This is a genomic window from Amycolatopsis sp. NPDC043889 (assembly GCF_056435645.1).
In genome coordinates, this window is sequence record NZ_JBWKEC010000016.1 from 37539 (window position 1) to 61052 (window position 23514).

Genomic DNA, 23514 nt, shown 5'->3' on the forward strand with positions numbered 1-23514 from the left:
CGCATACAACGGCTTGGAGGGTCCATGGACGACAAGGACGGCACCCGTTCGGCACTGATCACCGGCGCGGGGATCGCGGGCTTGACGGCGGCGAGCGCGCTGGCTCGGCGAGGCTGGCGTGTCGAGGTCATCGAGGCGGGCGACGAGGCCGCCACCGCCGGCTGGGGGCTGAGCCTGACCGGCCCGTCGCTTCGGGCACTCGACGCGCTGGGGCTGGCCGAGCGGTGCCTCGCCCGCGGGTACGGCATGAGCGTGATCACCAACGTGGACCTGGACGGAGCGGAGACCACGATCGATCTCCCGCGCCTGATCGGCCGCGATCGTCCGGCCATGGCGGGGATCGCGCGCCCGGAACTGCATCGGATCCTGCGCGCGGAGGCACTGCGACTCGGCGCGCGAATCCACTATGGACTCGGTGTTTCCCGCCTGCTCCCGGGAAACGGAGGGGCGCGAGCCGAACTGACCGACTCGACGACGCGAACCGTCGACCTGCTCGTCGGCGCCGATGGCATCCGGTCCGTCGTCCGCGATCTCCTCGGCCGCTCCGCCCCGATCCGGTACCACGGCCAGATGGTGTGGCGGGCGCTCGTGCCCCGCCCGGGCTGGGCCACCGGCATCCACACCTTCGCCGGTGGCCGCCATCAGACCGGCGTCGTGCCGATCTCGGCGAGCCGCGCCTACGTCTTCCTCACCGAGAACGGGGTGCGGCCGGGCGTGCTCCCGGACGCCGTCCTCGCCTCGCGGATGGGGGAACTGCTGGCACCGTTCACCGGCCGGGTCGCCGAGATCCGGCCTCACGTGGCACGGTCCGATTCGCTCGTTCGCCGTCCCGTGCGGACCGCCTTCGTCGACGCGCCGTGGTCCGACGGGCCCAGCGTCCTCATCGGCGACGCCGCGCACGCTCCCTCACCGCAGATGGCCGGCGGGGCCGCGCTCGCCATCGAGGACGGCGTGGTCCTGGCCGAGGAGCTGGATCGCCGCCAGGACATCCGGAAGGCGCTGAAGGCCTTTGTGGACCGCCGCCGGGAACGCTGCGCGCTCCTGGTCGAGACCTCGGTCACGATCGCCGCCCTCGAGCAGGAGCAGCGGCATCGTGACGCGTATCCGCTCATCGAGGCATGTCACCGGCGGATGGCGCGACCGGCGTGATGCCCGTCTTGGCGGCAACCGGTAATGTCCGGATCATGAGCGACGCGCCGCCGACCCCTTCCGAGGCCTTCGACCTTCTGCTCTCCGGTAACCGACGCTTCGTCGCCGGCACCCCGGAACACCCGAACCAGGACGCGGTACGCCGCGCCGAAACCGCTCCTGAACAGAGCCCCTTCGCCGTCCTCTTCGGCTGTTCCGACTCGCGACTGGCCGCCGAGATCATCTTCGACCGCGGGCTGGGCGACCTGTTCGTCGTCCGCACCGCGGGCCACGTCGCCGGTTCGGAGGTGCTGGGCAGCATCGAGTACGCCGTCAGCATCCTCAAGGCTCCCCTGGTCGTCGTCCTCGGCCACGACTCCTGCGGCGCCGTCGCCGCGACCCGCGCGGCGCTGACCGACGGACTCGGCACGAACAGCTTCGTCCGCGACGTCATCGAGCGGGTCACCCCGAGTGTCCTCGCCGCCCAGGCCGCCGGGCTCACCGAGAACGACGACATCATCGACGAGCACATCCGCCACACCGTCGACCTCCTCGTCGACCGCTCCAGGCTGCTCGCCGACAAGATCGAGGCCGGCGAGACCGCCATCGCCGGGCTGTCGTACCACCTGGCCGACGGCAACGCGCGGGTCGTCACCACCCGGGGGTTGGAGTAGGCGCTGTCCTGTAAGTCTGTTCGATGGGCTTCGTGATCCAGGCGGTTCCTGGCGATGCGGGCGGTTCGGCCTCGTACCGGGTTGTACTCGGCTGAGCCCCCGTGCCGTCAGGGGCCGCTTGGGCGCGAAGACCGCGGACATGACTTGCAGGACAGTGCCTAACTCGGCAGGAGCGCTCCGGCCAGCGCGAGGACGGTTCCGGCACCGGCCGCGATCAGGATCGTGGTCACCACTCCGCGCCGTAACACGAACAGCAGGACCCCGGCGCCGGCGAGTACGGCGTACTGCCATGCCTGGGTCAGGCTGAGCGCGAGCGGGATCGCCGAGCCGAGGATGGCGCCGACGGCGGCCGGTCCGGCGCCGTCGAGGAACGCCCGCACGTTCGGGTTGCCGCGCAGCCGGTCGAAATGCTTGGCACCGAAGAGAATGAAGAGGAACGACGGGGTGAAGGCGACCAGCGAGGCGAGGATGCCGCCGGCGAGCCCCGCCGCGGCGTAGCCGACGACGGCGACCGTCTGCACCACAGGGCCCGGGGTGACCTGGCCGAGCGCGACCGCGTTGAGGAACTCCCCCGCGGTCATCCAGTGGTAGGTGTTCACCGCGTCGTCCTGCATGAGCGGGATGATCACGAAACCGCCGCCGTAGGACAGCATCCCGACCTTGAGCGCCACCCACGCCACCGACGCGAAGACGCCGACGCCCGCTGCCGCGGCGGCCAAGGATTGGACGGGGACGGCGAACAGGGCGGCCGTGGACTCGCCGCGGCGTGAGCGGTTCACGGTCAGCTCGATCAGGCCGCAGCCCAGCAGGACGAGCACCAGCCACGGACCGAGCAAGGCGGCCGACGCGACACCCGCGACGACGTACAGAGCCCAGCGCACGCGCCCCGTCGTGGCCGCACGCCGCCATCCCGCCGGGATCAGGCCGACACCCGCGTGCACCGCGACGGCGGCGACCGCCGCACCCGCTCCCGCACCGGCGCCACGGACCCACGCCGGCGGCGATCCGGTGAGGAACAGCGCGGCCAGCGCCAAGATCACGATGAGACCGGGCACGATGAACGCCGCGCCGCCGATGAGCGCCCCCGCGCGGCCGCGCACCCGCCACGCCGTGAAGATCGCCAGCTGGGTCGAAGCCGGGCCGGGCAACAGGTTGCAGGCGGCGATCGCGTCCTCGAACTCCTGATCCGAGAGCCAGCCCCGGCGCTGCACGCACAGCTTGCGGAGCAGGGCGATATGGGTGGGCGGACCGCCGAAACCGATGCAGCCGATCCGGCCCCATTCCCGCAGGACGGTTCCCAGGCCAGGTGTGGCGACGGCGTCCTGAGTGGACTCGTCCGGCATCGCGGGCTCCTGCTCGCCGTGCGGGGTCAACGGGCCGTGGGCTGGAACAGTTCGACCGGATTGCCCGCCGGGTCGTCGAACACGATCTGGCGGCCGCCCGGACCGGTCACGACGTCACTGCGGAACCGGACGCCCGCCGCACGCAGCCTGGCGACTTCGGCGTCGATGTCGCCGACGACGAGATGGATGCGGTTCCAGCCGCCCGGCGCCGGTTTGGTCCCGTCCGGCATCGGACGGCCCGCCGAACTCTCCGGACCGCTGAGCAGCAGCCGGAGATTTCCGCGCACCACGTCCGCGAACGCGGGCAGCACACTCGAGCGCACGGTGAATTCCAGGTGCCCGGTGTAGAACTCGACGGCCGCCGCGACGTCGTCGACCAGGTAACGCACACTCACCAGATCCGAAGTCATGTCCACTTCACCTCATCGTTCAGGTTCTTCAGCTGGGCGGTCAGGAACCCGATCCGCCGGTCCAGTTCGGCGGCGAGGCGACGGAACGCCGGATAGGTCTCGCCCGCGTCGTCGATTTCCCGTGCCGGGTCCGGCAGGCTCCAATGGACGACGCGCGGATGCCCGGGGAACTCCGGGCAGACCTCGCGGACCCGGTCGCAAAGGCTGATCACCCAATGGAATCGTCTGTTCCGTAGACCATCCACATGGGACGGCTCGTGGTCGAGGGCGATGCCGCGCTCGGCCATGGCGCGCACGGCGTCCGGATGCAGCGGTTTCGGATGGCTGCCCGCACTGGCCACCTCGACCGTCGAACCGGCCCGGTGCCGCAGCAGCGCCTCGGCCATCGGGGACCGTCCGCTGTTGCCGGTGCACACGAAGAGCACCTTGAGCCGGGAACCGGCGCTGTTCACGTCCGCCGGGTTCGGCACGAGCGCGGGATGCAGCGAACTCCCCGCCTCAGCAAGCGCGTCCGCGCACCGCCCGAGGTCCAGGTGGTAGTAGGTGTCACGACCGTCGAAACTGCTTCTCCGCCCCCTGACCAGCTCCGCCGCTCGCAGCTTGCGCAGGTGATAGGACACCAGGTTCTGCGGCTGCCCGACCAGTTCCACCAGTTCGCGCACCCGGCGGTCGCCGTGGGACAGCTCGCGCAGCAGCCGCCAGCGCAGCGGATCACTCGCCAGCCGCACGAACGGCGGCGGCTCGGACATCTCAACGGTCGCCACGTGCCCAAGTTACATCAATACAGGTTGATATATCTAGACCTCGGCGCCAGGGAACGTTATCGTCGCGTGGTGCCGTCTCCCGAGATCGTGGAGTTGTCATGACCGCAGACCCGCCACACCTCCCACCCAGCGACGAAAACCTCGAGAAACTGATCGACGCGCTGACCGAACGCTTTCCCGCCCGACGCGAGGAGGTCGAAGCGATCGTCCACCGGCACTTCACCGAACTCAGCTCCCACGCCCCGGTGGACGCCTATCTCCTCCAGCTGACCGAAGGCAAGACCGCGGACGAACTTCGCACCCGCTACCCGGCGCATTGAGCTTCCGCATCACGATGGGTACTCGGCTGAAGGTGCTGCCGGTACGCGGGTGGCCGTTTCGCGTGCGCTGGGTCTCGTGAGTGGTAAGGACGGTTCTAACCGTCCTTACCACTCACGAGACCGCTCCCTCCCCGAAGAGTGTCCCTTGTGGACAGTCGAGACGGCGCGACGGGCACGTGACAGGGCAAGCCAGCCGAGGATCGCGGCGAGCGACCCGATCACCAGCGCGACGAAACCGCCGACGATTCCGTAGCCGGTGCCGGGCCCGCCCTCGGCGGCGGCCACGACGAAACCACCGCCCGCCATGCCGGACAGCCCCGCCGTCAGTGCCACGATGGCCGCGCGCCGGGTGGTGCCGGAGCGGAGACGGGCGAGGGCGAACCCTCCGGCGATCACCCCGATCACCCCCGCCAGCGCGGCCACCAAGGACCAGAGACGCCCGGGAGTCAGGTAGGCGGCGGCGAGCGGCTCGGACAGCAGATGGACCGACATGGGGCATTCCTTCGTTCGATGGCCGGATGTCCCTTGATGGTGTCCGCCGGGGCCGCCGAGGGCGTCCGGTGAACGCAGGCAATCCGGGCTGCCGCCGATGCGGCAGGAACGCCGGGACTACCGCGTGCGCGGTAGACCGCGGATGGTCCGCGTGGAGGAGTCGCCAAGGCGGGCAGCTGGCTAGGGTGCACGCGTGAGCAGGGTGTGGGACTGGGTGATCGCCGCCGGGGTGACGGCGGTCCTGCTCGTCACGGGACTGTCCGGTGTGGACTCCACGACGAGCCTCGACCCGCTGGGCCACGTGGTGCTGGTCGCCAGTGGCCTGGCGCTCGTCGCCCACCGCCGGGCGCCGGTCACGGTGCTGGCCGTGACCGGGGTGTGCGCCTTGGGATACCAGGCCCTCGGCTTCGAGGTTCCTGTCGTCGCTTACCTGGTCGCGGTCTACGCCGCCGTCCGGGCCGGTCACCGGGTCGTCGCCGTCGCGGGATCGCTGCTCATGGTCGCCGCGCTCCCGCTCGTCCTCCTGGCCTCCGCCAACGCCGTCACCGTGAGCGAGGCACTCGCACAGAGCCGGGACGCGCTTCAGCTGGCCTGGCTGATCGCCGCCGGAGCGGCGGGTGAGGCGATGCGCCAGGCAGAACGGCGGGCCGACGAGGCCGAACGCACCCGCGAAGAGACTGCGCGGTGCCGGGCCGACGAGGAACGCCTGCACATCGCGCGGGAGCTGCACGATTCGCTCACCCACCAGATCTCCGTCATCAAGGTGCAGGCCGAAGTCGCCGTCCACCTGGCGACCAAACGGGGTGAGCCGGTGCCGGAATCCTTGCTGGCGATCCGGGAAGCCGGTCGTGAGGCGACCCGGGAGCTGCGGGCGACCCTGGAAGCCCTGCGTGACGAGGGAACGAATCCGCCGCACGGGCTCGACCGGATCCCCGACCTGGTGGAACGCGCGAAGGCGACCGGCCTGGACGCGACGCTCGTCGTCGAAGGGCGGCGGCACGACCTGCCCGTGGCGGTGGACCGCACCGCGTACCGGATCGTCCAGGAATCGCTGACCAACATCGCCCGGCACGCCGCGGCCACGACCGCGTCCGTCCGGATCGACCACCGCCCCGGCGCTCTCGCCATCCGGGTCGACGACGACGGCCGGGCCGCTCCGGACACCGCACCGGTGCCCGGCGTCGGACTGCTGGGGATGCGTGAACGGGTCACCGCCCTGGGCGGCAGTCTCCACGCCGGACCGCGAAACTCGGGCGGTTTCTCCGTCCGGGCCGAACTGCCCGTTGAGCGAACCGCATGATCCGTGTCCTGCTGGTCGACGATCAGCCGCTTCTCCGCAGCGGCTTCCGCGCGCTGCTCGACGTCGAGGACGACATCGAGGTCGTGGCCGAAGCCTCCGACGGGAGTGACGGCGTGGCGCTCGCCAGGGAGCACCTGCCCGACATCGCGCTCATCGACATCCAGATGCCCGTCGTCGACGGCATCGAGGCGACCCGGCGCATCGCCGCCGATCCGGCCCTGTCCGGCGTGCACGTCGTCATCCTGACCAACTACGGCCTGGACGAGTACGTCTTCGACGCGCTGCGGGCGGGCGCGGCGGGATTCCTGGTCAAGGACATCGAACCCGAAGACTTCCTGCACGCCGTCCGCGTGGCCGCACGTGGCGACGCGCTGCTCGCGCCATCGATCACCCGCAAGCTGATCGACCGGTACGTCACCCTGCCGCCGGGCGCCGGCACGGGCACTGGGCTGAAGGAGCTGACCAACCGCGAACGCGAAGCCGTCACCCTGGTCGCTCGGGGCCTGTCCAACGACGAAATCGCCGACCGCATGGTGATCAGCCCGCTGACCGCGAAGACCCACGTCAACCGCGCCATGACCAAACTCCACGCCCGCGACCGCGCGCAGCTCGTCGTGCTCGCCTACGAATCCGGCCTGGTAGTGCCAGGCGACCCGGCTCCGGGCTAGCCCGATCAGGGCCAGCTGCCCGAGCCTCCCCGGGCGGACCGGACCGCTTTGCCGGTGCCGCGCGGAAAACCGTGTTTGCCGAGCCGGACCTCGGCCAGTTCGTCCGCGCTGGTCATCGTGAAGAACAGCGCGAGGAACAGGCTCAGCACGAGCGCGCCCAGCACCGGCGCCACCGGCAACGGCGTCAGCGTCACCAGGAGCACGAACGCGGCCACGAGCCACGGCAGCGCCTCGAAACAGATCCGGACGGCGAAGCGCAGCAGCCACGTGCGCGCCGTCGCGTCGTGCAGGACCCAGTCCCGGTATCGCTCGGGCAGCCGCCGTCCGTAGACGTACTGCATCCAGCGGATCGGACCTGGTCGTTCCATACGAATCACCTCCTGGTGATTACCCCTTTTCGCCTCGATTCATGTACGCGGCCGTGATTGCCGGAGAACCGAGCCGGGTAGCCCATCGACATGGCTGACGCGCGCACTCCGGCCCGCTCGTTCGCCAGGACTACGCTGTCGGCCCCCGGCCGGCTCGAAGCCGTCCTCGCCGGTGGCCGGATCCCTTTGCTCGCCGAGAAATGAACACCGAACCGGAGGAGGAAGCCCCGATGGCCACCTGCGAAGTCTGCGGAAACGACTACGAGAAGACGTTCGAGATCCAGACCGTCGAAGGAGCGAGGCATACCTTCGACTCCTTCGAATGCGCGATCCACCAGCTGGCGCCGAGCTGCGAACACTGCGGATGCCGCGTCATCGGGCACGGAATCCAGGTGGAGGACCGGTTCTTCTGCTGCGCCCACTGCGCGCGGGAAAGCGCGGTCGCCGGCGGCGAGAAGGCACGCGACGCCGTCGCCACGTCCTGAGCATTACGTCGTTCGGGTGACAAGGGCTCCTCGGGGGCATGGCGAAACCGAGCCAGGGTATTCGGCAGGGCCACCGCCCGCCCTCCGAGGAGACAACTGTGGTGAGGTCGGGCACGTTCTGCCGTCCTCACCGCGCGGACCGGGCCAGCCGCGAGGAACGCGACGGCACCGGCGCGCGCTGAAATCAGACCGCGAACCTCAGGATCGCGCCGACGCCCTCGGCCAGGCCCTCACCGCTGACGGGGACGAGATCCGCGCCTTCGGCCAGCACGGCCGCCGGAAGCGCTTCGTCCGCGCGACACCGCGTGAGAGCTTCCGCGCCGGTCCCCGACAGTTCGAGATCCTCCTTCGTGGTCGCGACCTGCGTCGGGTCGCCCGCGACCCAGACGAGCCGGTCGGCCAGCGACTCGCCGTCGATCAGCAGCGTCTCGACGGCGGCCGACCGCAGGGCCGCCGTCGTTCGCGCGAGCCCGTCCACCGCCGGCCCGCCGTCGCGCCCCTGTTCGGCGCGGAACCGGTCGATCACGTCCTGGCGACGGCGTTCCGCGTGCTCCGCCAGCACCCGCCGCACCTCGGCTTCGAGCGCCTCGGGCGCGCTCCCGTCCGCCCGGCCGCCTTCTTCGAGCTCGACGACCTTCGCCGTCCCCCGCGGCGGGAGTTCGTCACGTACCAGCGCCCGCGCCTGCACTTCGCCCGCGAGCACCAGCACCTCGGCGCCGACTGTGTCCGCGAGCTTGACCGCCTCCCGCGCGACCTCCGCGGCGTTGCGTTCCGCGACGGCTTCGACGCGATGCTGGATGTTCCAGTAGGCCGAGCCACCGCCGCGCACCTTGTGCACCGGGTGGTCCTCGCCCTCGACGGTCCGCTCCTCGGCACCGTCCTCGCCGACCGCGTACAGATCGGCGCCCGTCTTGTCCACGACCACCACCACATGCGGCACGACCGCCGGGGAAAGCCGCAGAAGCGGGAGCAGATACGGCTGCGGCGCGACCCGGACGACCTCACGGAGCGGCGGCTCCACGAGCTCCTCGTCGAGCACGATCTCCCCGCCCTCGGCGACCAGGGCACGCCCGGCCCTGCCTTCGGATGGCGGCGCGGCAGTCACGGCCGCGTCGAGCGCGCTGAGTGTCCGCTCCTCGGCGCCTTCGTCGGCCAGCTGCTTGCGGATCGACCGCCAGCGCAGGTCCAGTCGCGCGGCGGCGTCCTCGGTGTCGTGCGAGTTGTCGAAATAGACCGACGCGAACGGTCCTTCGCGCACGGTGACCTGCCGGAGCGTTGAAGTGTGCACGGTATCTCCTGTCTCGTCGGTTCCGCTTTCGATCTTCGGGTACCCGGGAGAAGGCCGGTGAACCATGGCTCTGGCGTCGGGCGGGAAGTCCGTGAAGGCCTCCTTGCCTACCCTGACGGTAGGGAAGGAGGCCTTCACGGACTTAAGAGCGGCGAATTCTTCTTTCCGTCACAAGGGGGTCTGCCCGTAGAATGGGGCGATGTCGGGGGACGAGTCGAAGAAGACCGATGACGAGCCGGACTACAAGAAGTGGGGCGTCATCGTCGGCACGATCAGTGGGGTCTTCGCCATTCTGGCGGCCGTCAATACGCTGACCGGGTTCAATCCGTTGAAGGGCCTCGCGCCCTCCCCCACCAGCCAGACGTCGGCTTCACGGCCGCTCGCCGCGGCCACGAGCGTGCCGCGGACCACCGTGTCGCGGCCGATCCGGGAACCGGCGCGGACCACGGCGGAAGCGCCCGCCACCCGGGCCGCCCGGACGACGCCACCGGCACGACCCGATTTCCAGGTCCGCTCCTCGCAGTGGAACGGACCGTGCAACGACAACGCCTGCTCGATGAGCGCCGTCTTCCGCAACAACGGCGGCACGGGTTCCGGAACCGCGACGTTCTTCGTGCTGTGGCCGGACAAGTTCAGCTATCTCGCGCAATGTTCCGTCGTACTTCCCAGAACGGGCGAGAACGATTTCACCAGTGCCGGATGCGTCGCGAGCAGCGCGCAGTTGCAGAACTATTTCCGCACCCATCGCGGCGGAACCGTGCGCCTGTACGTCAAGGCCGAAAGCTGACCTGTCCGTGAAGGCCTCCTTGCCTACCCTGAAGGTAGTGAAGGAGGCCTTCACGGGCATCACGGGCGGCTAGGACGTCTTCGGCGTCGCACGCACGCCGTAGTGCATGTACTGCTCCCCGGTCGGCAGCGTGTAGAAGGTGACCGGCATCCACGTCCGCGTCCCGGGCTCTCGGCAGAGGAAAAGCGAGTCGGTCACCGGGACCAGATCGAACTCCTGCGTCTTCTCCGCCAGGAGTTCGGCGAGCGGTCCGGTGGCGGTCTGCCGCAGCCGCAGCCCCTCCCCCGCCGCCAGCACGTCCATCCGCGCGCCTGCCCGTTCGTAGCCGCCCACATGCCTCGACCCGTCGACGGTGACCGGAGTCGCGGGCGGTTCGAGCGGCCGCGGCATCGCCACGTCGGCGAGTTCGGCGACGATCTCCCGGTACAGCTCGACATACAGGTCCCGGGTGTTGCCCCCGTTGGTGAGCAACGTGATGGCGAGCCCCTGGTCGGGCAGGAGCCGGAGGAACGCCGACTGGCCGATCGTGTTGCCGTCGTGGCCGATGACGCGCTGCCCGCTCCAGGTGTCACGGATCCAGCCGAGCCCCCACGAGTCGCCGAGCGAATGCTTGTCGGGGATGTCGGTCTGCTTCTCGGCCATCGCGGTGGCCGAGTCCGTCGTCAGGATCCGTTCCCCCGCCGGGGTCAGCCCGCCGGTGAGGTGCAGCCGTGCGAAGCCGAGCACGTCCTTCGCGGTGGCGGTGATCAGCCCGGCGGGCCCCATGCTCCGGGGCAGTCCCCAGACGGGCGCCGGCGCCGGATCCTCGTCTCCGTTGGCGACGTGACCGACGGCCGCCCGGAAGAGCAAGGCCTCCTCCGGAAGGGTCACGGTGTGGGTGAGACCGAGTGGGGCGAACAGTTTCTCGCGCATCGCCGCGTCCCAGGTCAACCCGGTGAGCTTCTCGATCACCCGGCCCATGACCACGAAACCCGAGTTGCAGTAGGAGAACGTCTCGCCGAGAGGATGGTTCTGCGCGGCCTGGTCGAGGATCTCGACGTAGCGTTCGAGACAGTCGTCGCCGCGGCCGGTGTCGGTGAAGACGTCGCCGTCGATACCGCTGGTGTGCGTCAGCAGGTGCCGCATGGTGACTTTCCCGGCCACACCGGGATCGGCCAGCCGCAGTTCCGGCAGGACGTCCGCGATCGGCGCGTCCAGTTCGAGGAGACCTTCGTCGACCAGCCGCATCACCACGGTCGCGGTCCATACCTTGGAGATCGAGCCGATCTGGAACACCGAGTCGTCGGTGACCTCGACCCCCGTCTTCGTGTTCAGCACGCCATAGGAGGCGAGCACCTCGGTGTCATCACCGATCCGGGCGATGCCGAGCGCCGCGCCGGGAACGCGGTGCTTGCGGGCCAGTTCGGCCAGCCGTCGCCGCCAGTGCGCCGCCTCGATCGGCACCCGTGAAGGCCCGTCGGCCGGCGCCGTGTACTGCTCGACCCAGCCGAGGACACGCCGGTTGAAGTCGAGCCGGTGCGACGGCGGCCCGTCGAGGATGAACAGGTGCGAGGCGTCCGGGTACAGCACCAGCCGGGACGGGACGCCCCGTGCGCGCAGGGCACCGAACCACTGCTCGGCCTGCCCGACCGGGCACCGGTCGTCCTTCGCGCCCTGGATGACGAGCGTGGGCGTTCGCACCCGCTCGACCTGGGCGAACGGCGAGAACCGCTCGTTGGCCTTGTCCCACGCCGGACCACCGAGTTCGCCGACGGCGAGGTAGTGCCCGGCGTCGGACGTGCCGCCCATGCTGGTCAGGTCGCTGACCACCCCACCGGCGACGGCGGCGGCGAAACGGCTGTCGCGGCTGGTCAGGTAACAGGTCATGAAGCCGCCGTAGCTGTAACCCGCCACGGCCAGCCGGTCGGCGTCGGCGATCCCTTCGGCGACAAGGTGATCCAGCGGTTCGAGGAAGTCCGCCGCGTCGGCGACACCCCATCCGCCGACGGCGGCGGTGTAGAAGTCCTCGCCGTAGCCGTCGCTGCCCCGCGGGTTGATCAGCAGTACCGCCCAGCCCCGCGCGACGAGCGCCTGGTGATAGAGATGGATCGAGTCGGCGGCGCCGTTCCAGGCGTTGTGCGGTCCGCCGTGGATGTCGAGCAGCAGTGGCGCGGCGCCGGATCGCGCCGGGTCCCGCAGCAGCCAGCCGTGGACGACGGTGCCGTCGCCAATGGTGAATTCCCTCTCCTCGTGGCGGAAAAGCTCGACCTCGGCCACGGAGGCGCCGTGCTTCGTGCGCACGTCGACGGCGCCGGTGGCCCGGTCGACGACGGCGACTTCGCCGAACGAATCTCCGGTGGCCATGACGACCACGACCCGCCCGGCCGCGATGTCCATTCCGGACACCACGCGATCCGCGCCCGCCAGTACCGCACGCGAGCTCTCACCGTCCACTTCGTACAGATGGGTGCAGCCGCGGTCCCGGACGCCGAACAACACGGCGCCGTCCTCCGTCAGCTGCGGCAGGGCTCCCGGATAGCCGGGGCCACCGGGCATCACGTTGCGGTCCAGGGACGCGGTCAGCTCGACCGGGGCCCCGCCGTCGAGCGGGACACGCCACAACCCGAGATGACCGACCTGGGTGTCGGCCCGGCCCACCACCAGCAGCGCGGCACCATCGGCGGACCAGCCGACCGTGCCCGCCATGCCCTCACCGGAGCCGATCAGCCGCGGCTCGGCGGTCCTGGCGGTCACGTCGACCACATAGGCACCGGAACGGAAGGTCAAGTCTGCGTCGCCGTCCTGCCCGGACGAGAAGGCGAGGTGCGTGCCGTCGGGCGACCAGGCCGGATCACTGGCGTGCCAGTCGCCGGAGGTGACCTGCCGGACTTCGCGCGTGGCGACGTCGAGGACGTGCAGATGCTTGCGGACGGTCTTGATCAGCCCGGCGCCGTCGGCCTTGAAGTCCAGCCGATCGGCCGTCACCGGGGCGTTCGGCGCGGCTTCTCCGCCGGCCAGGTCGACCGCGGCCGAGAAGGCGATCTTGCCGCCGTCCGGACTCCAGACCGGGGCGCCCGCCCCGAGCGGGAGTTCGGTGACCTGCTCGGCCTCCCCGCCCGACGACGGCAGGAACCACACCTGCGGCGGCCCGTCCTGGGCGCGGAGGAACGCGATCCGCGTGCCGTCCGGCGCCCATTTCGGCGCCATGTCGGCGGTTCCGCGGGTGAGCCGCCGGGCTTCGCCGTCGGTCGCGCCGACCTCCCAGAGCGTGCTCACGTTCCGGTCTTCGTCACGGTCCGCGGTGCGCAGGACGTAGACGATCCGGTCACCGTCCGGGGACAGCGAAGGCTGGCTGGGGACGGCGATGTCGTACAGGTCGTCGAGACCGAGACGTCGGGTCATGATGCGCTTGCTCCTCTGGAGGTCGTGAGCTCGTTGTCGCTGAAGTGGCAGGCCGCCGAGTGACGCCGGTGTGCCGCGCCGTCGGCGGGATCCGCCTGGAGGCAAAGGTCGCGGTCGGCCCGCACGAGCGGGCCGACCGGGCAGCGTGGGTGGTACCGGCATCCGCCGGGCGGATGGTGCGGGTCGGCGGGCTCGGCGTCGGCGGTCGCCTCGTCCGCGCCGGTGCCGAGCAGCGAAGCGGTCGCCGACGGCGCCGCGGCGAGCAGGTCACGCGTGTACGGATGCCGCGGATCCGTGAGCACCTGCTCGGCCGGGCCGACCTCGACGATCCGGCCGAGGTACATCACGGCGACGATGTCGCTGAGATAGCGGATCACCGCGAGGTTGTGCGAGATGAACAGCATCGACAGGCCGAGCCGCCGTTGCACGGACCGGACGAGGTTGAGCACCGCGCCCTGCACCGAGACGTCGAGCGCGGAGGTGATCTCGTCCGCGATCAGCACCTCGGGCCGCCCGGCCAGCGCGCGGGCGAGCGCCACCCGTTGCCGCTGGCCGCCGGAAAGCCGCCCCGGCAGGTGGACGGCGCGTTCGGGATCGAGGTTGACCAGCTCCAGCAGCCGGGCGACCTCGTCGCGGCGTGCCGCGCGCCCGGGGAGGACGCCGCGCGGGATCGCTTCGGTGATCGATTCCCCGATGCTCATCCGGGGGTCCAAAGAGGAATACGGATCCTGGAACACCATCTGCAACGGCGGGCGGCGGGGCAGTTCGCGGACGTCCACGCCACCCAGCAGAACCCGTCCGGCGCTGATCGGCGAGAGCCCGACGGCGGCGCGGGCCAGCGTCGACTTCCCCGATCCCGATTCGCCGACCAGTCCCACGACCTGTCCGGAAGGGACGGTCAGCCCGACCCGGTCGACGGCGGTGAGCCCGCGCCGTCCACCGTAGCGCACGCTCACCGCGTCGAAGACGAGATCGCTCACTCCGCACCTCCGGCGGTCACGGTTTCCTTGACAGGCTGGGAAAGCGGCGCCGGATACCAGCAAGCGACGCGATGCCCGGGTTCCACGCGCTCCAGCACCGGGTCCTCGAGACGGCATCGATCGGTCACCGCCGGGCACCGGTCGGCGAAGGCACAGCCGATGGGAACCCGATCCGGTTCCGGCGGGCGGCCGGGGATCACCGCGAGCGGCGCGTCACGATCGGTCTCGAGGTCGAGTGTCGCGGCCAGCAAGGCCCGCGTGTACGGATGCCGCGGCGTCCCGGCGGTCGGCAGGTCCTCCACCAGCCGGCCCGCGTACATGACCAGCATCCGTTCGCAAGTCTGCGAAACGACCGCGATGTCGTGGCTGATCAGAACGATCGCCGTGTCCCGTTCGGACCTGGTCCGCGCCAGCAGGCGCAGCAGCTGCCGCTGCACGGTGACGTCCAGCGCCGTGGTCGGCTCGTCGGCGATGATGAGCTTCGGGTCGCCCATCAGGCCCATGCCGATCATGGCGCGCTGCCGCATCCCGCCGGAGAACTCGTGCGGATACTGCCGCGCCCGCCGTTCGGCGGCGGGGATCCGCACCGCGCGCAACCGGTCCACGGCCCGCTCGAAGGCCTTGGCCCGCGGCAGTCCCTGATGCTGTTCGGCGACTTCGGCCAATTGGCGGCCGATCCGCCTGGTCGGGTTGAACGAGGTCATCGGATCCTGGAAGACCATCGCCAGTGACGTGCCGAGCAGACCGCGCAGCTCCCGTTCCGGAGTCGTCAGCAGCGGTTTCCCGGCGAATTCGAGTCTGTCCGCGGTGACCACGGCCGGCGCTTCGACCAGCCGCGACACCGCCAGCCCCGTCAGGCTCTTCCCCGAGCCGGACTCGCCGACGACACCGATCGCCTCACCGGCGCGGACGGTGAAACCCACCCCGCGCACCGGAACGGTCCAGCCCGCCGGGTTCGGGAACGCGACCTGGAGGTTCTCCACCACCAGCACGGCGTCGTCGCGACTCTCGGCGGCGTCTTCCCTGGCCGGAGCGACCGGCCGCGGTGCGAGCTTGCGCAGCCCGGTGCGCACACCGATCACCCCGGCGACGGTCTCCCCCACCAGATTGAAGGCGAGCCCCGCGAGGACGACCGCGACACCGGGCGCCAGCGCCGCTGCGGGGTTGACGTAGATGCCGTTGAGTCCTTCGCCGAGGATCCGCCCCCAGTCGTATTCGGGGGCCTGCACACCGATGCCGAGGAACGACAAACCGGCGAAAGCGAGCAGTGCCCCGCCCGCGCCGATGGTCGCGTTGACCACCAGCGGTTCGCCGATGTTGGGCAGGATGTGCCGGAACAGCAACCGGATCCGGCCGACACCGGAGATCCTGGCCGCCGCGACGAAATCCCGTCCCGCCACCGAAGCGGCCATCGTCTGCGCCAGCCGCGCGAACGCCGGAGCCAGCGCGAAACCGACCGCCAGCACCGCGCCGTGCGTCCCGACACCGAAGATGACCGAGAAGAACAACACCAGCAGCAGCCCGGGAAAGGCGACCGCGATGTTGACCGCCGCGATCACCAGCCGGGCGAGCGGACGCGGCAGCACCGAGGGCAGTGTGCCGAGCACGAGCCCGGTCACCACCCCGATCACCGTGGCGAGCAACGCCAGCACGATCGACAGCCTGGTCGCCACCAGCACGCGGTAGAGGATGTCGCGGCCGAGGTCGTCGGTGCCCAGCCAATGCGCCGCCGACGGTCCTTGGCCGATCGCGTTCGTGTCGATCTCGAAAGCCTTGTCGTGCCACAGGATCGGGGCCAGCACCGCGAGCACGATCACCAGTGCCAGCAGTGCGGCCGAGCACGCGCCCAGCGGTGTGCGCAGCGCCCCGAGCCATTTCGCTCCGCGCGGATTCGCCATCTCAGTTCTCCCGGATCGTCGAACGCGGATCGAGGACGGCCAGCAGCACGTCCACCGTCAGGTTCACCAGCAGCACACCGATGCCGTAGACGAGCACGATTCCCTGCACCTGCGGGTAGTCCTTCTGCAGGATCGACTGCGCGATGGTGGAACCGAGCCCCGGCCAGGCGAACACGTTCTCGACCAGGACGGTTCCCGCCACCATCCCGGTCAGCATCAGCCCGCCCATGGTGAGGGTCGCGGTCACCGCGTTGGGCAACGCGTGCCGCAGGTACACCAGCCGCGCGGGCAACCGTTTCGCCCGCGCCGTGCGGATGAAGTCGTTGCCCAGCACGGAAAGCGTTTCCACACGGACGATGCGGGCGAGGACCGACGCCGGACCGAGCGCCAGCGCGATCACCGGGAGCACTAGCGCGCCCGGACCCTCGCTGCCCGCCACCGGGAACCAACCCAGCTGGACCGCGAAGAACGCCACCAGTGCCACCGCGACCAGGAACTCCGGGATCGCGGCCAGCAGGACCGTCGTCGAGGTGAACGCCAGTTCCCCGCCGCGACGGCGGCCGCCCCGGGTCAGCACGGCGAACAGCAGGCCCAGCGGGATCGCGATCGCGATGACCACCACGAAGGCGGGCAACGCCAGCTCCAGGGTCGCGGGGAGCCGGTCGCCGATGACGTCCGCGACCGGCACCCCGGTGGTCATCGACGTACCCCAGTCGCCCGAGAAGAGACCGGCGAGATAGTCGACATACTGCTTCCACAGCGGGTCGTCGAGGCCGAGCGCGGCCCGCCGGGCGTTCACCAGCTCGGCGGGCGCGGTCAGCCCGAGCGCCGCGCGGACCGGATCGCCGGGGATCAGCTGGATCATCAGGAACGCCGTGGTGACCAGCACCCACAGCGAGACCGCGAACCGGCCGAGGCGGCGGATCCCGAACGACAGCCAAGGACTGCTCCGCGGGCCTGCCGTCGCGACGGCGCTCGTCATCAGGAGTACATCCGGATCGACGACGGCAGGATCTGGCCTTGGTTCATCTCGAACCGCGCACCGTTCGCGAAGGTCGGGATGGTCGAATTCACGAACGGCACCACGTCGAGTCGTTCGAACAGCGCGGATTCGGCGGCCAGCCAGTCCCCGCAACCGGATTCGCCCGCCTGCGCCGACGCCTTGCCCACGAGCTCGGTGTACCGGGGATTCTCGATATGCGCGAAATTCGTGCCCTCCGGCGGTTTCGCGCCGGAGACGAACGGAACGGCCTGGCTGGGCAGGACGAAGCCCAGCGGTGCCAGCGACACCTCCCACTCACCGGTGCCGAACAGCACCTGGCTGGTACCGGGACCGTCGACGGCCTTGATCGTCGCCTCGACCCCGATGTTCTTCCAGGACTGCAGGACCAGCTCCGCGGCCGAGACCATCGTCGGCCCGACCTGGGTGCCGTAGACGACGGTGAGGGCGAGCCGCTTGCCGTTCTTGGTCCGCACTCCGTCCGGGCCGGGCGTCCAGCCCGCGGCGTCGAGCCCGGACGTCGCCGCGGCGACGTCGAAGGCGGGCAGCTTGCCGTTGATCGAATCACCCGGGCACGCCAAGGGTTCTCCGGTGACGAGTCCCTTGGCGGGCTGCCCGTTGCCGGTGGTGAGCACCTTGCCGATCTGGCCGAAATCGAGCGCCTGGGTCAGCGCCCGGCGCACCGCCTGGTCCTGACCGGGCCTGCCGGGTGCCTGGTTGAAGAAGATCTCCCCCATCGGCACGACGATGTCGGCGTGGAACAGCTTCTGCGACCGCAACCGCTGCTGGTCCTGTCCGGTCACTTGCGCGGCGCTGAGCTCCCCGGACAGCAGCAGGTTCGCCGTCGTCGTCATGTTCGGCACGACCCGGAAGACCACTTTCTCGGGCAGGCCCTGCTGTTCGCTCTTCCAGTCACCGGGGCCCCAGGTGTAGTCCTTGCGCCGGGTGAGGGTGTAGTGGTCGTTCGGCACGATCTCGGTCATGGTGAACATGCCGGTGCCGTGCTGTCCCTTCGCGACGGACGCCCGGTCCGCCATCCCCTTGGCGCAGACGATCGGCACGGCCGCCACGTTGCGCAACAGGAACGAATCCGGTGCCCCGCTGGTGACCGTGACGGTCCTGGCGGAGTCGTCGACGACCGCCTTCGTCCCCGCTTTGACACTGACGCCGGTCAGCGGGGACTTGGTCGCCGGATCGCCGACGTGGTTGATGTTCGCGGCCACGTCCCGTGCGGTCAGCGGTGAACCGTCCGCGCATTTCACCCCGTCGCGCAGGGTGAAGTTCGCCGTGGTCGTCGTGGCCTCCCACTTCTCCGCCAGCCCCGCCACCGGCTTGCCCGCGGAATCGAGGTGGATCAGGCCGTCGTAGAGGAACCGGCCGATCTGCCGGGCGATCGACAGCACGGTGACGGCCGGGTCGAGCGTCCCCGGATCGGTCGGAAGGCCCATCGTGAAGGTCTTGCCGTCGGTCAGTTTCTGGTTCGCGGTCCGGTCCTCCCCGGATTGCGACGTCCCCCCGCACGCGCTCACGGTCAAGGCCACCACGCCCGCCATGGCGGCGGTGAGCCGAGCTGTCTTCATGCGGTTCTCCTACGGTTTGACGGAAAGGGCGCGAAGGTGGTCCACGGCAAGGCGCGCCGCCGTGCCGATCGAGGCGTCGACCGCGGGCAGGCGGTCGGCGAGGGATTCGGCGCGGGTGAACACCGCGACGGCGTACCGACGACCGTCCACATCGGACACGACACCCGCTTCGTTGCGGACGGCGGGAAGCGTCCCGGTCTTGGCCGCGACCGCCACGCCGGCGGGGAATCCGGACGACATCCGGTGCGGCCAGATCTGCTGGGCCATGATCCTCCGCACGCGTTCACAGGCGGCCGGGTCACCCGCGCGGTCGGTCCAGAGCGCGTCCAGCAGCGCGGTGATCTCCCGCGGGGTCGACGACGTCGTGCGTTCCGGGTCGAGTACCGAGAGCTTCCACAGCTGTTCGGGCGTGGCGGCGGCGAAGACGGCTTCCAGATCGTCGTCCGGTTTCGCGCCGAGATCGGCGATCACCGACGCGAAGAGGTCCTCGCAGCAGCCGATCAACCGTGTCCTGGCGAGCCCGAGATCGGCGAGCACTCGGTCGACGGCCTTCTGCCCGACCCGGTGGTAGACGAGGTCGGTCGCGGCGTTGTCGCTCATCGTCAGCATGAAATGGGCCAGGTCGCGCCAGCTCATCTCGACGTCGTCCGCACAGCCCGCGGTGCCGATCCCCCCGATCCGGTACCGGGCGGTGACCCGGGTCCGCTCGGTCTCGTCCAGCCGCCCGGCCACCACTTCCCTGGCGTAGGCGACCGCGACCGGGATCTTGAACACCGACGCGAGCACGACCGGATCGTCCGCGCCCACGGCGACTTCGGGTCCGTCGGAGACGCCGACCTCCCGCGCGTGCACGAATCCCCGCGCCCCGGCGGCCGCGAAGACCGCCTCGATCTCGTCGGCGATCCGGCTCACCGGCTCACCCGCCGGTCGGCGCGCCCGGTGTGGAGGTACAGCGCCCGGCCGTTGCCGTCGTCGCCGACGAACGCGTGCGGCATGTGCAGGCCGGGCAGCGTCTTGTAGGCCGCGACGAGCGTGTCGTCCTTGTAGGCCAGCAACTCCGTCTTCTCGGCTTCCCCGCCCGTAGCGGCCATGACCCCCTTCGGAACACGCTCGATCCACAGCTTGCCCTCGTCGTCCTGGCTGACCACGGTGTCGGCCACCCGCGACGAGTACTCGCCGACGTACCGGGACGGATGGGCCGGGGCCGCCGCCGCGTTCGGCTCCGGCAGGGCGGGGACCTCGACGTCGGCGAGGTCGCCCAGCACCTTCCGGAAGATGTCCGCGTACAGGTGGAGCGGACGGCCGCCGTTGGTCAGCAGGGCGACCGCGACGTTGCGGCCCGGGACCACCCGCAGGAAGGCCGACTGGCCGATGGTGCCGCCGTCGTGGCCGATCACCGGGCCTCCCGGCCAGTCGAAGAGCATCCAGCCGAGACCCCATGCGCCGCCCAGCAGGCCGAGGTCGGGCAGCTCGACCTGGCGCTCCCACATCGATCGCACGGTTTCCGGCCGGAGCACCTGGGTGCCGTCGTCGGCCCTGCCTTCGGACAGGTGCATCCGCGTGAAGGTGAGCAGGTCGCGCGGGCGCATCGAGAGCATCGATCCGGCGGGGGCGTTCGACCGGGCCAGTGCCCAGACTCCGGCGGGCCGCGGTTCGTCGCCGGGCGACGGCGCGAGATGCCCGATCGCGGCGCGGTACCGGATCGCGTCGTACGGCCCGGCGGCCGCGTGCGTCAGTCCCAGCGGGGCGAAGAGATGGTCACGCAGGCAGTCGTCGTAGGACTTGCCCCGCAGCACCTCGACGACGCGGCCGAGCACGCAGTAGGCGGCGTTGTTGTACGAGAACATCTCCCCTGGCGGGAACAACTGGGGCACGTCGGACAGCGTCGCGACCAGCTTCTCCACGCAGTCGTCGCCCACGCCGGTGTCGGTGAAGATGTCGCCTTCGAAACCGGACGTGTGGCAGGTCAGCTGCCGGACGGTGATCCGCGACGCCGCGTCGTCGTCGGCGAGGACGAACTCCGGCAGGTAGCTCCGGACCGGCTTGTCGAGGTCGAGGAGGCCTTCGTCGACGAGCTGCATCGCCAGCGTCGTCGTCCACACCTTCGTGATCGAGCCGATCTGGAACACCGAATCCACTGTGGACTCGACACCGGCGTCCTTGTTCAGCACGCCCGCCGCGTGGTCGATCACCTCGCCGCCGGCGAGGACCGCGACGGCCGCGCCGGGAACCCCGTGTTCGGCCAGCAGGGCGGAAAGGTTCTCTTCCAACCAGGCGTCGATTTCGGAAAGTTTCGCCATGTTCCACCTCGTGTCCGGGAAAGCGTCGGCCGCAGTTCCCGGGATGCTATGCCGGTGACCGGCGTCACCGATTCGTGCGGAACGACGAGAGCGGCGGAAAAGTTCATCCGGGCATACGAATCAATCCGGCCAGGTCCAATGACCGGAACCGCCCCAAGTCCTAAAAGGACGGTTCGCGACGGGCGGCCACTCACGTCCACCCAACCTGACCTATGCTGCGATTGATAACCGCTGTTTATCAATAGACCGGAACCAAGTCTTTGTCTTCGATGAGTCCGCTTCGTACCGTGAACGGATCGGCGGCAGAGGCAACGGAGGGAGGCATCTCATGGAACTTCGTCACCTGCGCTACTTCGTCACCGTCGCCGAGACCTGTCACTTCGGCCGGGCGGCCGAGCGGCTGCACGTCGCGCAGCCCGCGCTCTCGCACACCATCCGTCAGTTGGAGGAGGAACTCGGCGTCGTCCTCCTGGCTCGGACGACCCGGCAGGTCCGCGTGACACCGGCGGGCGAGTTCTTCCTGGCCGAAGCCCGGCGCGTCCTCGCGGGGCTGGACGTGGGAGTGCGCGGTGTCCGCCGGATCGGCGAGGGCAAACGGGGCCTGCTCCGGGTCGGGTTCACCGGTACCGCGGCGTTCTCCCATCTGCCGCGGCTGGCCAGGGCGCTCGCCCAGCGGGTGCCGGACGTGGAGCTGGAGATCCGCGCCGATCTCCTGACCGCCGAGCAGTGCGAGCGCCTGCGCACGGGGACGCTGGGGATCGGGGTGCTCCGCCCGCCGGTCACCGGGGACGACATCGGCTTCCGGGTGATCGAGCGCGAGCCGCTGGTCCTCGCCGTCCCCGCCGACCACCGGCTGGCCGCCGAACCCGTCGTCGCGATGGCGGAGCTGCGGACCGAACCGCTCGTGACCTACGACCGGCGCAACTCCGTCGTGTACGACGCCGTCGCCCGCAGCTGCCGGGAGGCGGGGCTCACGCCCCCTCAGCTGCACGAGGCCTCCGGGACCGCGGTCCTGCTGGCGCTGGTCGCCGGCGGCCTGGGGGTCGGCGTGGTGCCCGCTTCGGCCCGAGCGCTCCCTTTGGCCGGTGTCGTGTTCCGAGACCTCGCCGGAGCGGCGACCGTGGAGCTGGCACTGGCCTGGCACCGCGAAACTCCGTCCCCGCTCGTCACGACCGTCCTCGACGCGCTCAAGGACGTCTTTCCCACCACCGAGGGCACCTGATGAAGATCACGCGAGTCGAGGCGATCCCGTTCGCCATCCCGTACCGGAAGCCGTTGAAATTCGCGTCGGGCGAGGTGCACGTCGCCGAGCACGTCCTCGTGCGGGTGCACGCCGACAACGGCGTCGTCGGCGTGGCCGAAGCGCCCCCGCGGCCGTTCACCTACGGCGAGACCCAGGCGGGGATCGTCGCGGTGATCGACTCCCTGTTCGCCCCGCAGGTGGTCGGCCTCAGCCTGCTCGACCGCGAAACGGTGCACACCCGGCTCGCCCGCACGGTCGGCAATCCGACCGCGAAATCCGCGATCGACATGGCGATCTGGGACGCGCTCGGCCGCAGCCTCGACGTGTCGGTCACCGAACTGCTCGGCGGCTACACCGACCGCATGCGCGTGTCCCACATGCTCGGCTTCGACGAGCCTTCCGCGATGGTCGCCGAGGCCGAGCGGATGCGGGAGACCCACGGCATCACCACCTTCAAGGTCAAGGTCGGCCGTCGTCCGGCATCGCTCGACACCGCCGTCGTGCGCGCGCTGCGGGAGCACTTCGGCGACGCCGTCGACCTCTACGTCGACGGCAACCGCGGCTGGACCGCCGCCGAATCGGCTCGGGCGATGCGGGAGATGGCCGATCTCGGGCTGCTCTTCGCCGAGGAACTGTGCCCCGCCGACGACGTCCTCGGCAGGCGCTGGCTCGTGCGGCAGCTCGACGTGCCGTTCATCGCCGACGAATCCGCGGTGACCCCGGCCGACGTCACCCGCGAGATCCTCGGCGGCTCCGCCACCGCGATCAGCATCAAGACCGCCCGCACCGGCTTCACTCGCTCGCAGCGCACCCACCACCTCGCCGAAGGACTCGGCCTCGAAGTCGTGATGGGCAACCAGATCGACGGCCAGCTCGGTTCACTGTGCACGGTCGCGTTCGGCTCGGCCTACGAGCTGACGTCCCGCCGCCCCGGCGAACTCTCGAACTTCCTCGACATGAGCGACGACCTGCTCACCGAGCCGTTGCGTGTCGTCGATGGCGAACTCACCGTCCGCCCCGGCGCCGGCCTCGGTGCCGAAATCGATCCCGGGAAGCTCCGGAACTACCGCCAGGACCACTGACGCCCACCACGAATCAAGGAGGA

22 protein-coding genes are annotated in these 23514 nt (G+C 70.4%); 9 read left to right on the forward strand and 13 right to left on the reverse strand.

Annotated elements, in window-relative coordinates; translation table 11 throughout:
• Nucleotides 1-24: 24 nt before the first annotated feature.
• Nucleotides 25-1149, forward strand: a complete 1125-nt coding sequence (locus AC0685_RS26410) for an FAD-dependent monooxygenase (RefSeq protein WP_478227964.1) — start codon at nt 25-27, stop codon at nt 1147-1149.
• A 35-nt stretch (nt 1150-1184) separates the two neighbouring features.
• The gene (locus AC0685_RS26415; RefSeq protein WP_478227965.1) at nt 1185-1802 is read left to right on the forward strand and encodes a carbonic anhydrase; all 618 of its coding nucleotides are present in this window, start codon (nt 1185-1187) and stop codon (nt 1800-1802) included.
• 158 nt (nt 1803-1960) lie between these two features.
• On the opposite strand, the gene chrA is transcribed toward AC0685_RS26415, so the two are convergent.
• Genes chrA through AC0685_RS26430 form a run of 3 tightly spaced genes read right to left on the reverse strand, consistent with a single transcriptional unit; the run spans nt 1961 to nt 4304 of the window.
• Entirely contained in the window at nt 1961-3145 is a 1185-nt protein-coding gene (chrA, locus tag AC0685_RS26420; RefSeq protein WP_478227966.1) for a chromate efflux transporter, read from the reverse strand.
• Nucleotides 3146-3171: 26 nt separating this feature from the next.
• On the reverse strand, nt 3172-3555 hold the full coding sequence (locus AC0685_RS26425) for a VOC family protein (protein WP_478227967.1): 384 nt from the start codon (nt 3553-3555) through the stop codon (nt 3172-3174).
• Nucleotides 3552-4304: an arsenate reductase/protein-tyrosine-phosphatase family protein gene (locus AC0685_RS26430; protein ID WP_478228103.1), complete on the reverse strand. Its 753-nt coding sequence runs from the start codon at nt 4302-4304 to the stop codon at nt 3552-3554. The genes AC0685_RS26425 and AC0685_RS26430 overlap by 4 nt, the downstream gene beginning before the upstream one ends.
• A gap of 113 nt (nt 4305-4417) precedes the next feature.
• On the opposite strand from AC0685_RS26430, the gene AC0685_RS26435 reads away from it, so the two are divergent.
• Nucleotides 4418-4639, forward strand: a complete 222-nt coding sequence (locus AC0685_RS26435; RefSeq protein WP_478227968.1) for a three-helix bundle dimerization domain-containing protein — start codon at nt 4418-4420, stop codon at nt 4637-4639.
• A gap of 105 nt (nt 4640-4744) precedes the next feature.
• Here the strand turns inward: AC0685_RS26435 and AC0685_RS26440 are convergent, their stop codons facing one another.
• On the reverse strand, nt 4745-5131 hold the full coding sequence (locus tag AC0685_RS26440) for a DUF6223 family protein (RefSeq protein WP_478227969.1): 387 nt from the start codon (nt 5129-5131) through the stop codon (nt 4745-4747).
• Nucleotides 5132-5324: 193 nt separating this feature from the next.
• Here AC0685_RS26440 and AC0685_RS26445 point away from each other — a divergent pair, with 193 nt between their 5' ends.
• Nucleotides 5325-6431: a sensor histidine kinase gene (locus AC0685_RS26445; protein ID WP_478227970.1), complete on the forward strand. Its 1107-nt coding sequence runs from the start codon at nt 5325-5327 to the stop codon at nt 6429-6431.
• The gene (locus tag AC0685_RS26450) at nt 6428-7099 is read left to right on the forward strand and encodes a response regulator (protein ID WP_478227971.1); all 672 of its coding nucleotides are present in this window, start codon (nt 6428-6430) and stop codon (nt 7097-7099) included. The genes AC0685_RS26445 and AC0685_RS26450 overlap by 4 nt, the downstream gene beginning before the upstream one ends.
• 5 nt (nt 7100-7104) lie before the next feature.
• Here AC0685_RS26450 and AC0685_RS26455 read toward each other — a convergent pair whose 3' ends face one another.
• Entirely contained in the window at nt 7105-7467 is a 363-nt protein-coding gene (locus AC0685_RS26455) for a DUF5313 family protein (protein ID WP_478227972.1), read from the reverse strand.
• 230 nt (nt 7468-7697) lie between these two features.
• Between AC0685_RS26455 and AC0685_RS26460 the strand changes: the two genes are divergently transcribed.
• Complete coding sequence (locus AC0685_RS26460; RefSeq protein WP_478227973.1) at nt 7698-7952, forward strand: Prokaryotic metallothionein; 255 nt, start codon at nt 7698-7700, stop codon at nt 7950-7952.
• A 184-nt stretch (nt 7953-8136) separates the two neighbouring features.
• Here AC0685_RS26460 and AC0685_RS26465 read toward each other — a convergent pair whose 3' ends face one another.
• Entirely contained in the window at nt 8137-9240 is a 1104-nt protein-coding gene (locus AC0685_RS26465; RefSeq protein WP_478227974.1) for an Rv2629 family ribosome hibernation factor, read from the reverse strand.
• Between the two features lie 199 nt (nt 9241-9439).
• On the opposite strand from AC0685_RS26465, the gene AC0685_RS26470 reads away from it, so the two are divergent.
• Nucleotides 9440-10027: a hypothetical protein gene (locus tag AC0685_RS26470; RefSeq protein ID WP_478227975.1), complete on the forward strand. Its 588-nt coding sequence runs from the start codon at nt 9440-9442 to the stop codon at nt 10025-10027.
• Nucleotides 10028-10096: 69 nt separating this feature from the next.
• Here AC0685_RS26470 and AC0685_RS26475 read toward each other — a convergent pair whose 3' ends face one another.
• From AC0685_RS26475 to AC0685_RS26505, 7 genes are read right to left on the reverse strand one after another with little or no spacing between them, the layout of a single operon-like run.
• Nucleotides 10097-13408, reverse strand: a complete 3312-nt coding sequence (locus AC0685_RS26475; protein WP_478227976.1) for a serine hydrolase — start codon at nt 13406-13408, stop codon at nt 10097-10099.
• A complete protein-coding gene (locus AC0685_RS26480; RefSeq protein ID WP_478227977.1) occupies nt 13405-14388 on the reverse strand; it encodes an ABC transporter ATP-binding protein in 984 nt (327 codons plus the stop codon). The genes AC0685_RS26475 and AC0685_RS26480 overlap by 4 nt, the downstream gene beginning before the upstream one ends.
• Complete coding sequence (locus tag AC0685_RS26485; protein WP_478227978.1) at nt 14385-16286, reverse strand: dipeptide/oligopeptide/nickel ABC transporter permease/ATP-binding protein; 1902 nt, start codon at nt 16284-16286, stop codon at nt 14385-14387. Before AC0685_RS26485 ends, AC0685_RS26480 begins: the two co-directional genes overlap by 4 nt.
• Nucleotide 16287: 1 nt before the next feature.
• Nucleotides 16288-17268: an ABC transporter permease gene (locus tag AC0685_RS26490; protein WP_478227979.1), complete on the reverse strand. Its 981-nt coding sequence runs from the start codon at nt 17266-17268 to the stop codon at nt 16288-16290.
• Nucleotides 17268-18866 carry an ABC transporter substrate-binding protein gene (locus tag AC0685_RS26495; protein WP_478227980.1) on the reverse strand — a complete coding sequence of 533 codons (1599 nt, stop codon included), beginning with the start codon at nt 18864-18866 and terminating at the stop codon, nt 17268-17270. Before AC0685_RS26495 ends, AC0685_RS26490 begins: the two co-directional genes overlap by 1 nt.
• Nucleotides 18867-18875: 9 nt before the next feature.
• A complete protein-coding gene (locus AC0685_RS26500; protein ID WP_478227981.1) occupies nt 18876-19778 on the reverse strand; it encodes a serine hydrolase in 903 nt (300 codons plus the stop codon).
• Complete coding sequence (locus tag AC0685_RS26505; protein WP_478227982.1) at nt 19775-21166, reverse strand: serine hydrolase domain-containing protein; 1392 nt, start codon at nt 21164-21166, stop codon at nt 19775-19777. Before AC0685_RS26505 ends, AC0685_RS26500 begins: the two co-directional genes overlap by 4 nt.
• Nucleotides 21167-21494: 328 nt before the next feature.
• Here AC0685_RS26505 and AC0685_RS26510 point away from each other — a divergent pair, with 328 nt between their 5' ends.
• Nucleotides 21495-22388, forward strand: coding sequence for a LysR substrate-binding domain-containing protein (locus AC0685_RS26510; protein WP_478227983.1), 894 nt, complete (start codon nt 21495-21497; stop codon nt 22386-22388).
• Nucleotides 22388-23491, forward strand: a complete 1104-nt coding sequence (locus AC0685_RS26515) for a mandelate racemase/muconate lactonizing enzyme family protein (RefSeq protein ID WP_478227984.1) — start codon at nt 22388-22390, stop codon at nt 23489-23491. Before AC0685_RS26510 ends, AC0685_RS26515 begins: the two co-directional genes overlap by 1 nt.
• The last annotated feature ends 23 nt before the right edge of the window (nt 23492-23514 follow it).